Below are 12,255 nucleotides of genomic sequence, written 5' to 3' on the forward strand. Positions count from 1 at the left end.
GTCGCCGGTTTCGCACCGGTGCGCGGGAATTCGCGGAAGTGACGAGTCGACCCGCGATCGGTAACGTATTCGCCGATGACAAGCATGGACGCCAGGTTCGGCGATGCGGCTGGGTCGGTGCCCCTGCCCAGCCCGTGGGACCTCAACGCCTACCTCGCCGAGGTGGCCGCGCACCGCAAGCGGCCGATCTCGTTACAGCCGGCCCACCGGTCGGCGCTGGCCGATCTCGGATGCAACGGCAACGGCCTGTGGATCGCCCGCAAGAACGACGACATCATCGTCTACGACGCGTCGGCCTCCGGCCGCAACGCCGACCACATCGTGCTGCACGCGATCGGCCATATGCTGCTCGGCCACGGCGGCCCGGGTGCCGAGGACCCCGACACCACCCGCATCTCGCTGGGTGCGCTGAACGCCTCCCTGCTCGACGCGCTCGCCACGATCGCCCCCGGATCGATCACGCAGATCCTGGGTCGCGACGATTTCGGCCCCGACCGGGAACGCGAGGCCGGGGTTTTCGCCGAGATGACCATGGTCTACGCGGCACTACCGCGGCGGCGCACCCGCTCCTTCTGGCCGTTCGGACGCCGCCGCAACAAATAGCGGCGGATACGGCACGCGGACGGGCGCAAGTACTGCACGTGCCGGCCGAGCGGCTACGCTTGTGGGCCGTGGCCGAACCGCAGACACCCGCCCCGCATCCCGATATCGCCCCGCTGGGCGGCTTGCTCGGTACCTGGCGTGGTCGCGGCCAGGGCGACTACCCGACGATCGAGCCATTCGGGTATCTGGAGGAGATCACCTTCGGGCATCTGGGCCGGCCCTTCCTGACCTACCGGCAGCGTACCCGGCATGCCGACGACAACCGCCCGCTCCATGTGGAGACCGGATATCTGCGCTGCCCCGGCCCCGACCGGGTGGAGCTCATCCTCTCCCATCCCACCGGGATCACCGAGATCTGCGAAGGAAAACTCACCCTCGGCGACGACGAGATCCGCCTGGAACTGGAGTCGACCGCGATCGGTCTGAGCAGCACGGCCAAATCGGTCACCGCCCTCAGCCGGACCGTGCACATGCACGGCGGGGTCATCGACTACACCCTGCAGATGGGTGCCGTCGGGTTGCCGTTACAGGATCACCTCGCGGCGAGTCTGCACAAAATCTGAATGGAACATAACGACTGGATCACGGATAACGTGGCCTGGATCACGATTTGCTCGTCATCGATTTAATCGACCTTTCCGTCTTGTCTCGGTGGGTACTCCCCGCTTAGGTTGACTGAGCAGCAAATCACCAGATAACTCTTCCGCAGAGCCCGGTCGCCAGCAGCAATCCGAGCTCGCTGTCTGTCGAACCTCTGAATCGGAGGGAGCCGGAAATGAAGCGTTCCACCGTTGCTTTCATCACCGCCGGGTTGATCCTGGGGGGTACCGGAGTCGTCGAGATCCTGGAAACCGATACCGCTTCGTCCGCACCGGTCACCGACCGGACCGTATCGGTCGTGGCGCCCGCCCGGGTGAGCGATTCGGTGACCACCGACACCCGCATCACCGATATCGGTCACCGTTATGCGACCGCTTCGCCCACCGAGTCCCCCGGCCGGTGACGGCCCCGGGGGGTAGCGACCGGAATCAGTACCCCGGCGGCAGCGCCGCCAGCATATCCCGCGTCACCGCCACCGCATTATCCGAACTTCCGCCTCTGACCAGCAGCGTCGCGAAGGCGATATCGCCCCGGTAACCGACGAACCAGGAATGCGAACCACCCTCCACCTCCGCTTCGCCGGTCTTACCGAACACCTCCCCCTGATCGGCGATCCGCTCCGCGGTGCCCGTGACGACCACCTGGCGCATCATCGCCCGCAACCCGCGCACCACCGCCGGTGCGAGGGCCGGCCGTGAACCGTCGACCACCGTCTCCCGCCCCGCGATCAAATAGGGGGTCGGTGCCGAACCGGACGCGACGGCCGCGGCAAGCAGCGCCATACCGAAGGGACTCACCACCACCCGTCCCTGACCGATCCCGTCCTCCGTGCGCTGAGTGCGGTCGTCGGTGGCGGGCACCGATCCGGAAAAGGTCGGCAGGCCCGCCACCGTGTAATCCGGTCCGATGCCGAAAGCCGCCGCGCTGTCGGTGAGGGCCGACTCCGGCAATTCGCTGGCCAACCGGGCGAACGAGGTATTGCACGAGCGGGCGTAGGCGGTCGTCATGGGCACATCACCGACAGAGAATCCGTTGTAGTTCGGAATCATCCGCTCGCCGATGGTGACGGCACTGGGACAGGAAACCACGGTATCCGGTGTCGCGATCCCGGCGGCCATCGCGGCGGCCGCGGTCACCGTTTTGAACACCGACCCCGGCGGGTACTGGCCGATCGTGGCCACCGGCCCGTCCCGGTCGGCGGCCGCGTTCTGGGCCACCGCCAGGATTCCGCCGGTCGACGGCTCGATCACCACCATCATGGCCTGCTCCCGGCGCCCATCGACCGCGCGCTGGGCCGCGTTCTGGATGCGACGGTCCACACTCAGCGCGAAGGACGGCGCCGGTTGCGCCGCCACCTCGTGCAGCACGCCGGTCTCGGCACCGCCGGCATTGCGGGCCACCACCCGCCAGCCGGACCGCCCGTCGACATCATCGATCACCGCCTGCCGGACCTGGGTCATCAGATCGGGAGCGAATCCACGGTCGGTGGGCGTCATATCCCACTCCTGGGTCACCCGGACGCCCGGGAGCCCGATCAACCGGGGTCCGGCCCGGCCGAACTCGACCTCGTTCAGCACGATCACCGTGTACACGCCGTCGGCGGCGCGTGCGGAATCCAGGATCCGCTCCGGCGTGAGCCGCTCGTCGATATCGGCCAGCGCCCGGGACAGCGCCGTCGCCACCCGCTGCGGTTCGGCACTGTCGGCGGCGTCGAAGGTCACCCGTGACACGGTGCCCGGCACCAGGACATCGGTCCCGGACTGCTCGTTGACCCGGGCCCGCGGCGCGGGCTGTATCGACAGTGCCATGGTCTGCGTATCGCCGAGGCGCGGATGCACGGCCGCGCCGCTCCAGCGCACCGTCCACGAGCCTCCGCTGCGCACCATCGGCAACTGCCCCGAATAGTTCCAGGTGCGGCCGGCGGGCAGCGTCCACTCGTAGGTGTAGTCGACGGTGGCGGTATCTCCGGTGATGCGGGCCGCGCCGGTGTCGGCGTGCAGTTCTTCGGCGCCCAGTTCGTCCCAGGCCGAAGCCAGTGCGGCGAGAGCCTTTTCGGGCCGGGTGGTCCGGTCGGCGGCGGCCTCGATATCGCGCGCGGTGAAGGCGGCGAGAAAATCGTCCGCGGCGGTGATCGGCCCGGAGGAGCCCGCCGCGCACCCGGTCACGGCGAATACGAGCGCCGCGACCGTGATCACGAGTACCGATCGGATCGCCATCGGAGCCGATGGTAGGCGACCGGAGCCGGTGATCACCTGCGGCACACCGGATCCGGTCCGGTCAGTCGAGCAGGACCGTGGCGAAGGTGGCGATCTGACGGAACCCGACGGCCCGATAGGCCCGCCGGGCCACCTCGTTGTAGTCGTTGACGTACAGGCTCGCCGTCCGTCCGGTGGCGACCACCGAGTTGGCCACCGCCGCCGTACCCGCCGTGCCCAGGCCCTGCCCCCGATGGTCGGGATGCACCCAGACGCCCTGGATCTGCCCGGTGCGCCGGGATTGCGCACCCACCTCCGCCTTGAACACGACCTCGCCGTCGGCGAACCGCGCCCAGGCCCGGCCGGCCTGGATCAGTCCGGCCACACGGCGCCGATAGCCGCGGCCCCCGTCCCCGGCCCGCGGGTCGATCCCGACCTCCTCGATGAACATCGCGATCGCCGCCGCGAGATACCGGTCGAGTTCTTCGGGGCGCACCTGGCGCACCTGCGGGTCGGGGGCCGACAGGGCGGTATCGGTGAGCGCCAGCAACGGCTGCGCGCCGCGCAGTTCCCGTTCCGGACCCCAATGGTCGGCGAGCATCTCCCACAGCGGCAGGGCGAGTTCCTGCCGGCCCACCACCGACGAGCAGATCCGGGGCCATCGGATGGCCCGGTCGGCGAAGGCGCGCAGCGCCTCACGCCCGCCGCGCAGCGGGATGAGATTCACTCCGGAGAAGCACAGTGATTCCGAAGGGCCGCCGTGACTCCACAGCTCACCCTGACCGCACCGGTTGTCCAGACCGTATTCCTGTAACCGGGCGGCGACCATGCAGGTGGCCACCGGATCATCGTCGAGGACCCGGAGTACCTGGGCAAGGTCCCGCTTGGCGAGCTGACGCGCGGGAACGTATTTCGCGCGCCGGGTCGGCTCCAGCAGACTCCGCACCTACAACAGCCTGCCATGAACCGCACCGGGACGGTACGAATATCCGGAAAGCGTCCGCGCGGCGCGTCCGGATCGGGCAGCGCCCACCGGCTCGCCACGTCGGCGAGCCGGTGGCGCGGGGAACTCAGCCCACGCTGACGACCGGTTCACCGGTCCCGGCGTCCTCACCCATCTCCTCGGCGATCCGCATCGCCTCTTCGATGAGGGTTTCCACGATCTGCGCCTCGGGCACCGTCTTCACGACTTCACCCTTGACGAAGATCTGCCCCTTGCCGTTGCCGGAGGCCACACCGAGATCGGCCTCGCGCGCCTCGCCCGGACCGTTCACCACACAGCCCATGACCGCGACCCGCAGCGGTACCTCCAGACCGTCCAGCCCGGCGGTGACCTCGTCGGCCAGGGTGTACACATCGACCTGCGCGCGACCACAGGACGGGCAGGACACGATCTCGAGTTTGCGGGGCCGCAGATTCAGCGACTGCAGGATCTGCCCGCCGACCTTCACTTCCTCGGCCGGCGGCGCGGACAGCGAAACGCGGATGGTGTCGCCGATTCCCTCGCTCAGCAGCGCGCCGAACGCGACCGCGGATTTCACGGTGCCCTGGAAAGCCGGGCCCGCCTCGGTGACGCCGAGGTGCAGCGGGTAGTCACACTGCGCGGCCAGCTGCCGGTACGCCTCGACCATCACCACCGGGTCGTTGTGCTTGACCGAGATCTTGATATCGCCGAACCCGTGCTCCTCGAACAGGCTCGCCTCCCACAGCGCCGACTCCACCAGCGCTTCCGGGGTGGCCTTGCCGTACTTGGCCATCATCCGCTTGTCGAGGGAACCGGCGTTCACGCCGATCCGGATCGGGATGCCGGCGGCACCGGCCGCCTTGGCGACCTCTTTCACCCGGCCGTCGAATTCTTTGATGTTGCCCGGGTTCACCCGGACGGCCGCACAGCCCGCATCGATGGCGGCGAAGATGTAGCGCGGCTGGAAGTGGATATCGGCGATCACCGGGATCTGCGATTTCTTCGCGATCGTGGGTAGCGCGTCGGCATCCTCCTGCCGCGGGCACGCCACCCGCACGATATCGCAGCCCGAGGCGGTGAGCTCCGCGATCTGCTGCAATGTCGCGTTCACATCGTGCGTTCTGGTCGTCGTCATCGACTGCACCGAGATCGGGTGATCGCTGCCCACACCGACACCGCCCACCATCAGCTGGCGGGTTCTGCGCCGCGGTGCGAGCACCGCGGCCGGTGCGGTCGGCATCCCCAATCCGATTGTGCTGGTCACTTTCGGCTGCCTACTTTCGTACTGGTCCGGCCGGTCGGTGCCGAGTGTAGTCCCGCCCCGACCGGGGGCCGTGGAGACATGGACAACAGCCGGGACCGGCACCGGCACGTCACCGGGACGTCACCTCGCCGTAGCCCGCGGAACCTCGCGGGGCAGAGCAGCCGCAGAAGAAACCGCCGGTTACCGCGGTTTGCGGCGCAGCAGCGCGTCCCGGACGACAATGATCGCCAGGGCAGCGGCGAATCCGATCAGGTAGAGATCCTCGACCTTGCCGTGGTGATTGCCCTTGAGCATGCCCAGCAGGATCACGATCACCACGACCGCGGCCACCTGGAACGTCCGGCGGGACTCCCCGCTCCAGCCCCAGGCCGCCGACGGAACCTCTGCGGGATCCACCTTGGTGACGACAGCCTTGTCGCTGGTGGTTTCGACTTCCGTGGCGGCCACGATCGCTCCTCCTCGAGAGAACGGATACTGCCCGATATCGTGGCATACGACCGCCCGTCGTAGCCAGCAGGGGCACGGTCGGTGACAATGGGCAGGTGTCAGATCTCCGCAGAGTCCTCCTGCTCGGCAGCACCGGGTCCATCGGCACCCAGGCCCTCGAGGTGATCGCCGCGAATCCGGACAGATTCGAAGTCGTCGGTCTGGCCGCGGGCGGCGGGAACACCGAATTGCTCGCCGCGCAGATGGCCGCCACCGGCACGACCGCGGTGGCCGTGGCCGATCCGGTCGCGGGCGCCGAACTGGGGGTCCCGCTGACCGGCGCAGGCGCGGTGACCGAGCTGGTCCGGCGCACCGAGGCCGATGTCGTACTCAACGCGCTGGTCGGGTCACTGGGCCTGGAGCCCACGCTGGCCGCGTTGGAAACCGGCGCGACGCTGGCGCTGGCGAACAAGGAATCGCTGGTGGCGGGCGGGTCGCTGGTTACCCGGGCCGCTCGTCCGGGCCAGCTGGTACCGGTCGATTCCGAGCATTCCGCGCTGGCCCAGTGCCTGCGCGGTGGGCGGGCCGAGGAGGTCGCCACACTGGTCCTGACCGCGTCCGGTGGGCCGTTCCGCGGCTGGACCACCGAAATGCTGGACGGCGTGAACCCCGCCGAGGCGAAAACCCATCCCACCTGGTCCATGGGTCCGATGAACACCCTGAACTCGGCCTCCCTGGTCAACAAGGGCCTGGAACTGATCGAAACGCATCTCCTGTTCGGTGTCCCCTACGACCGCATCGAGGTCACCGTGCACCCGCAATCCATCGTGCACTCCATGGTCACCTTCACCGACGGCTCCACCCTCGCACAGGCCAGCCCGCCGGATATGAAGCTGCCGATCGCCTTGGCGCTGGGCTGGCCGGATCGGGTCCCCGGGGCCGCCACACCGTGCGATTTCGGTACCGCCGCCACCTGGACCTTCGAACCCGTGGACAACGAGGTGTTCCCAGCTGTGGAACTGGCCCGGGAAGCCGGTACCGCCGGCGGCTGCGTACCGGCTGTGTACAACGCGGCCAACGAGGTCGCGGTGCAGGCCTTCCTCGACGGCCGGATCCGGTTCCCGGAGATCGTGCGCACCGTGGAGCAGGCGGTACGCGACGCCGGCCAGTGGCGCACCGAACCCACCGAACTCGCCGAGGTACTCGCGGCCGACGAGTGGGCACGCGAGCGTGCCCGTACCCTCGTACAGCGGTAATCGATGTCGCGGATGGTCGAGGCACCGCACGCGGGCGGTTACTGTGGACACGTGCTCGCGGCCGCTCCGGTCTCTGTGCGGGCCGGGAGTAATGATCTGCGCACCGCAGGAGGGCTGTAGACCACATGCTGTTCGTGTTGGGGTTCGTGCTGTTCGCCCTCGGCATCACGATTTCGATCGCGCTGCACGAATGCGGGCACATGTGGACCGCGCAGGCCACCGGTATGAAGGTGCGCCGGTATTTCATCGGGTTCGGCCCGAAGATGTTCTCGTTCCGGCGAGGGGAGACCGAATACGGCGTGAAATGGCTCCCGCTGGGCGGGTTCTGCGATATCGCCGGAATGACCGCGCTCGACGAGCTGGAACCCGAAGAGGTCGACCGGGCCATGTACCGGCAGGCCACCTGGAAACGCCTCCTGGTGATGTCCGGTGGTATCGGGATGAACTTCCTGCTCGGCTTCCTGCTGATCGTCGTCCTGGCGGTCGGCTGGGGCCTGCCGAACCTGAACCAGCCGCCGGAGACCACGATCGGCGATATGAGCTGTGTCGCGCCGCAGAACCCCGACCGTACGCTGGGCGCCTGCACCGGCCCGGGCCCCGCGCAGCGCGCCGGGCTCCAGCGCGGCGACGTGGTGACCGCGATCAACGGCGAGAGCGTGGACACCTGGGAAGAATTCCAGACCCGGACCCAGCAGCAGAATGGACCGTTCACCTACACCGTCGACCGCGACGGGCAGACGCTGACCCTCGAGGTCGTCCCGGAACAGGCCATGCGTTACCCCCGTGACGGCGGCCCCGGCCGGGAGGTGAGCGTCGTCGGCGTCGGCCAGGAGTTCTACGGACCGGTCCAGTACGGCGTTCTCGGCGCGATCCCCGCGTCGGCCGCGTTCACCGGCGAGATGTTCGTTCGCACCTTCCAGTCGCTGGCCCAGATGCCGGCCAAGGTGGCCTCGCTGTGGGACGCGGTGACCGGGGGCGAACGCGATCGGGAGACCCCGGTCAGTGTGTACGGCGCCAGCAAGATCGGTGGGGAAACCGCCGAGCGCGGCTACTGGAATGCTTTCATTCTCATCCTGGCCAGCTTGAACTTCTTCCTGGGCGCGTTCAACATCCTGCCCCTGCTGCCACTGGACGGCGGGCATATCGCGGTGGTGCTGTACGAGAAGATCCGCAACACCATCCGCGGCTGGAAGGGGCTGTCCCCGGGCGCACCGGTCGACTACCTGAAACTGCTCCCACTCACCTACGTCGCGGTGGTCGTCGGTGGTGCGTACATGTTGCTCACCCTCGCAGCCGACATCATCAATCCGATCCAACTCTTCCCCTGATCCCGCGCAGAGGCCATCTCCCGGTCAGCGCGCTGTGGTGTTCTCGCCTTCGATGACGTCGACCACATATTCGGCGATGGCGAGCGACGACGTCGCCGCGGGTGAGGGCGCGTTCCGGACGGCGGTGACCCGGCCGAGCCGGTCGATCCGGAAATCGTCCACCAGGGCGCCGTCGGCATCCAGGGCCTGTGCCCGCACGCCGCTGCCCCCGCGGACCACATCCGTGGCGCCGATCTCCGGAATGTAGCGCTGTGCCCTGCGCATGTACGCGGCCACCGACAGCGAGCCGTACATCTCCTCGAGCCCGGTGCGCCAGTGCTGCCGTGCCATCCGGCGGAACCCGGGCCAGCGCACGGTATCCGCAAGGTCGCGCAGCGAGAAATCACCACGCCGATAGCCTTCGCGCGCGAAGGCGAGGACCGCGTTGGGCCCGACCTCGACCGTGCCGGAGACGCGCCGCGTGAAATGCACTCCCAGAAACGGGTAGCGCGGGTCCGGCACCGGATACACCAGCCCGCGCACCATATCGGCTTTCGCGGCAACCACGTTCATGTATTCGCCGCGGAACGGCACAATCCGCGGCCCGGGTTCGGCGCCGGCGAGCCCGGCCACGGTATCGGCGTGCAGCCCCGCGCAGATCACCACCCGGTCCGCACGCAGCACCTCTTCCCCTGTCGCCAGCTCGATGCCCGCTACCGTCGGGGAGATTCGGTCCACCGCGCACGACAACCGCACCTCCCCACCGGATTCCGTGAGATCCGTGGCGAAGGATTCCGCCACCCGGCGGAAATCGGTGATAGCGGTATGCGGCGAATACAACGCGGCGATGCCTTCGGCGAAGGGTTCGATCTCGCGGATCTCCGCCCGGTCCACTCGGCGCAGCCCGGGAACCGCATTGGTCCCGGCCCGTGCCCGCAGTGCTTCGAGCCGGGGCATTTCCTCGTCGTCCACCGCGATGACGAGTTTGCCGCATTCGTCATAGGGCAGCTCGCGCTCGGCACAGTAATCCCGCAGCAGCGACCGGCCCCGGGCGCACAAGGTCGCCTTCAAACTCCCCGGCGGGTAATAGATCCCGGCGTGCACCACTCCCGAGTTGTGGCCGGTCTGATGGACCGCGACCCGGTCTTCCTTCTCCAGCACCACGATCCGGTCCGCGGGGCGCCGGCGGGCGAGTTCCCGCCCGATCGCCAGCCCGACGATCCCGGCCCCGACGATCGCGACGACCTGCTCACCCATGTATCCGTTCCCCTCACACCACGTTCGACTGCACCCGTTCGGGTCCGCCACTCAGGGTTGTTCCAGCGAATCGAAGGGGATCGTCACCTCGACCGGCTCGTCGAGCAGCAGCACCCGGCGGTGCACGGTGTACACCGAATACCGTCGTCCGGACCAGTCCAGGCGGTATTCCTCGATTTCCTCGATCCTGTCTTCCTTCTGGTCGAGCCGAATGATCAGATAGCGGGGGATACCTGCAGCCGCATACTGGATACGTTTGTCGATGATATCGACATCGATGGTGGATCCGGAGGTGACCTCGACGATCAGCAATATGTGGTCCCGCACTGTATTGACGTCGTATGGTTCACAGTCACGAATCCAGATATCCGGATATCGGATGTTCAGCCGTCGATCCGGGGCGGGTGAATCCGAGTCGGCGAACCGCACGGCAATATCGGAGTCGATGACCATGCACGGACCGCCCTCACGACGTCCGCTTTCGAGCAGGCCCGCCAGGCGCCGGATAACCCTGCTGTGCAGCGGGCTCTGGGCCATGAGCCGTATGACACGGCCGTCGACGATCTCCATATCACCGAGTTCGGCCGCGGCACCGTCGGCGAACTCTTCGGCGGTGAGGCGCAGCTCGTCATGCTCATCGGAGGCGCTCATGCAGGCATCATGTCAGGTCGGGTGCCCACGAGCCACAACGAAGCCGCTCAACCCGGCTGCCCTCCGGCGAAGGCTCCGGCACCGTCCGGAACTCAGCCCTCCGCGGCCAGCTGACCGCACGCCGCGGCGATCTCCTGACCGCGGGTGTCGCGCACCGTGCACGGCACGCCCTGTGCCTCGACCCGGCGCACGAACTCCCGCTCCACCGGCTTGGGGCTGGCATCCCATTTGCTGCCGGGGGTGGGATTCAGCGGGATGACATTGACGTGCACGCGGGAGCCCAGCGCCTTGTGCAGCTTCTGGCCCAGCATGTCCGCGCGCCACGGCTGATCGTTGATATCCCGGATCAGCGCGTACTCGATGGAAACCCGCCGACCGGATTTGTCGGCGTAGTAGCGAGCGGCGTCGAGTACCTCCGATACCGGCCAGCGGTTGTTCACCGGGACCAGGGTGTCACGCAGTTCGTCGTCGGGGGTGTGCAGGGATACCGCGAGCGTCACCGAAAGGTCCTCGTCGGCGAGTTTGCGGATCGCCGGAGCCAGACCCACTGTCGACACCACCACATTGCGCTGGGAGATGCCGAGACCGTCCGGCGCGGGCGAGGTGATGCGGCGTACCGCGTTCACCACCCGCTTGTAGTTGGCCAGCGGTTCACCCATTCCCATGAACACGATGTTGGACAGCCGCCCCGGACCGCCGGAGACGGCGCCGTCCCGCAGATCGGCCGCCGCGGCGCGGACCTGGTCGACGATCTCGGCGGTCGAGAGGTTTCGGTTCAGCCCGCCCTGCCCTGTCGCGCAGAAGGGGCAGGCCATACCGCAGCCGGCCTGGCTGGAGATGCACAGCGTGGCCCGATCCGGGTAACGCATGAGCACGCTTTCCAGCAGGGTCCCGTCCCCGGCTCGCCACAGCGTCTTCCGGGTCTCCCCGGCATCACAGGCGATCTGCCGGACCGGAGTGAGCAGCGGCGGGAACAACGCCTCCGCCACTTTCTCGCGGACCGCGGCCGGTAGATCGGTCATCTCCGCCGGATCGGCCTGCAACCGCCCGTAGTACTGGCGCGCGATCTGGTCCGCGCGGAACTTCGGCAGGCCCAGCTCGGCCATGGCGGCCCGACGGCCGTCGGCATCGAGATCGGCCAGATGGCGCGGCGGCATACCGCGGCGCGGGGCGTCGAAAACCAGGGGCAAGGAGACGGTCATAGTCCTACCAGTGTGTCATCTCCCTGAATGTGACCTGTGCCGAGCCGCCGCGACCGACCGGTGCCCGACCGATATCGACCGGCGGGCCGGAAATCCGTGCACAGCCGATAGCTGTCGGCAATCATCGAAATATGGCAACACCTGATGAACCGACACCCGAGACCCGCGCGCTACCGAAGGAGCCACCTGCGACACGACCGGGGGCGCCCACCGGAGCCGGGAAACCCGCGCCCGATGCCACCGGCCGGCCTCCCGCGGCCGACACCCGCCGACGCAAGGAGGTGGAGAAGTCCCGGGTGGGTAATGCCTGGGTGGCGCTGATCGTGGCGGCGCTGCTCGGCATCGTCCTGCTGATCTTCATCCTGCAGAATTCCGAGAGCACCGAGGTGGAGATGCTGTTCTGGAACTTCTCGCTCCCGCTGGGCGTCACGATCCTGCTGTCGGTGATAGCCGGAGCACTGGTCATGGCGCTGGTGGGCGGGGTGCGCATCGTTCAGTTACGGCGCGCCGTGCACCATCGCGCCTGAACC

The 12,255-nt window shown here is 68.1% G+C and carries 13 protein-coding genes; 6 read left to right on the top strand and 7 right to left on the bottom strand.

What is annotated here, in order from left to right; translation table 11 throughout:
- Positions 1-75: 75 nt before the first annotated feature.
- From ON38_RS17135 to ON38_RS17145, 3 genes are all read left to right on the top strand, one after another.
- On the top strand, positions 76-603 hold the full coding sequence (locus tag ON38_RS17135; RefSeq protein ID WP_063126668.1) for a hypothetical protein: 528 nt from the start codon (positions 76-78) through the stop codon (positions 601-603).
- Between the two features lie 68 nt (positions 604-671).
- The gene (locus ON38_RS17140) at positions 672-1,166 is read left to right on the top strand and encodes a peroxynitrite isomerase (protein ID WP_039825864.1); all 495 of its coding nucleotides are present in this window, start codon (positions 672-674) and stop codon (positions 1,164-1,166) included.
- A 212-nt stretch (positions 1,167-1,378) separates the two neighbouring features.
- Complete coding sequence (locus tag ON38_RS17145) at positions 1,379-1,606, top strand: hypothetical protein (protein ID WP_039825833.1); 228 nt, start codon at positions 1,379-1,381, stop codon at positions 1,604-1,606.
- Positions 1,607-1,631: 25 nt separating this feature from the next.
- Here the strand turns inward: ON38_RS17145 and ON38_RS17150 are convergent, their stop codons facing one another.
- From ON38_RS17150 to ON38_RS17165, 4 genes are all read right to left on the bottom strand, one after another.
- Positions 1,632-3,419, bottom strand: coding sequence for a penicillin-binding transpeptidase domain-containing protein (locus tag ON38_RS17150; RefSeq protein WP_039825865.1), 1,788 nt, complete (start codon positions 3,417-3,419; stop codon positions 1,632-1,634).
- A 61-nt stretch (positions 3,420-3,480) separates the two neighbouring features.
- Positions 3,481-4,344 (bottom strand): GNAT family N-acetyltransferase, encoded by an 864-nt coding sequence (locus ON38_RS17155; RefSeq protein ID WP_083872752.1) that lies wholly within the window; start codon positions 4,342-4,344, stop codon positions 3,481-3,483.
- A gap of 124 nt (positions 4,345-4,468) precedes the next feature.
- Entirely contained in the window at positions 4,469-5,626 is a 1,158-nt protein-coding gene (ispG, locus tag ON38_RS17160; protein ID WP_039825834.1) for a flavodoxin-dependent (E)-4-hydroxy-3-methylbut-2-enyl-diphosphate synthase, read from the bottom strand.
- 180 nt (positions 5,627-5,806) lie between these two features.
- The gene (locus tag ON38_RS17165; RefSeq protein ID WP_039825835.1) at positions 5,807-6,073 is read right to left on the bottom strand and encodes a DUF2631 domain-containing protein; all 267 of its coding nucleotides are present in this window, start codon (positions 6,071-6,073) and stop codon (positions 5,807-5,809) included.
- 95 nt (positions 6,074-6,168) lie between these two features.
- On the opposite strand from ON38_RS17165, the gene dxr reads away from it, so the two are divergent.
- Both dxr and ON38_RS17175 read left to right on the top strand, forming a co-directional pair.
- A complete protein-coding gene (gene dxr / locus ON38_RS17170; RefSeq protein ID WP_039825836.1) occupies positions 6,169-7,308 on the top strand; it encodes a 1-deoxy-D-xylulose-5-phosphate reductoisomerase in 1,140 nt (379 codons plus the stop codon).
- Positions 7,309-7,433: 125 nt separating this feature from the next.
- The gene (locus ON38_RS17175; protein WP_039825837.1) at positions 7,434-8,636 is read left to right on the top strand and encodes a M50 family metallopeptidase; all 1,203 of its coding nucleotides are present in this window, start codon (positions 7,434-7,436) and stop codon (positions 8,634-8,636) included.
- A 24-nt stretch (positions 8,637-8,660) separates the two neighbouring features.
- On the opposite strand, the gene lhgD is transcribed toward ON38_RS17175, so the two are convergent.
- The 3 genes from lhgD to rlmN all read right to left on the bottom strand — a co-directional run bounded on the left by lhgD (position 8,661) and on the right by rlmN (position 11,725).
- Entirely contained in the window at positions 8,661-9,872 is a 1,212-nt protein-coding gene (gene lhgD, locus ON38_RS17180) for an L-2-hydroxyglutarate dehydrogenase (RefSeq protein WP_039825838.1), read from the bottom strand.
- A 51-nt stretch (positions 9,873-9,923) separates the two neighbouring features.
- Positions 9,924-10,523 carry a Uma2 family endonuclease gene (locus ON38_RS17185; RefSeq protein WP_039825839.1) on the bottom strand — a complete coding sequence of 200 codons (600 nt, stop codon included), beginning with the start codon at positions 10,521-10,523 and terminating at the stop codon, positions 9,924-9,926.
- Positions 10,524-10,615: 92 nt separating this feature from the next.
- On the bottom strand, positions 10,616-11,725 hold the full coding sequence (gene rlmN, locus ON38_RS17190; RefSeq protein WP_039825840.1) for a dual-specificity RNA methyltransferase RlmN: 1,110 nt from the start codon (positions 11,723-11,725) through the stop codon (positions 10,616-10,618).
- Positions 11,726-11,856: 131 nt separating this feature from the next.
- On the opposite strand from rlmN, the gene ON38_RS34965 reads away from it, so the two are divergent.
- Entirely contained in the window at positions 11,857-12,252 is a 396-nt protein-coding gene (locus tag ON38_RS34965; protein WP_039825841.1) for a LapA family protein, read from the top strand.
- The last annotated feature ends 3 nt before the right edge of the window (positions 12,253-12,255 follow it).

It is taken from the genome of Nocardia testacea NBRC 100365 (assembly GCF_000308775.1).
In the GTDB taxonomy this organism is placed as follows: Bacteria; Actinomycetota; Actinomycetes; order Mycobacteriales; family Mycobacteriaceae; genus Nocardia; species Nocardia testacea.

What these genes read in the sequence shown, in the direction of transcription:
- ON38_RS17135 (WP_063126668.1), top strand. Translation starts at nt 76, where the DNA reads ATGACAAGCATGGACGCCAGGTTCGGCGATGCGGCTGGGTCGGTGCCC.
- ON38_RS17145 (WP_039825833.1), top strand. Translation starts at nt 1,379, where the DNA reads ATGAAGCGTTCCACCGTTGCTTTCATCACCGCCGGGTTGATCCTGGGG.
- ON38_RS17150 (WP_039825865.1), bottom strand. Translation starts at nt 3,419, where the DNA reads ATGGCGATCCGATCGGTACTCGTGATCACGGTCGCGGCGCTCGTATTC.
- ON38_RS17175 (WP_039825837.1), top strand. Translation starts at nt 7,434, where the DNA reads ATGCTGTTCGTGTTGGGGTTCGTGCTGTTCGCCCTCGGCATCACGATT.
- lhgD (WP_039825838.1), bottom strand. Translation starts at nt 9,872, where the DNA reads ATGGGTGAGCAGGTCGTCGCGATCGTCGGGGCCGGGATCGTCGGGCTG.
- ON38_RS17185 (WP_039825839.1), bottom strand. Translation starts at nt 10,523, where the DNA reads ATGAGCGCCTCCGATGAGCATGACGAGCTGCGCCTCACCGCCGAAGAG.
- rlmN (WP_039825840.1), bottom strand. Translation starts at nt 11,725, where the DNA reads ATGACCGTCTCCTTGCCCCTGGTTTTCGACGCCCCGCGCCGCGGTATG.
- ON38_RS34965 (WP_039825841.1), top strand. Translation starts at nt 11,857, where the DNA reads ATGGCAACACCTGATGAACCGACACCCGAGACCCGCGCGCTACCGAAG.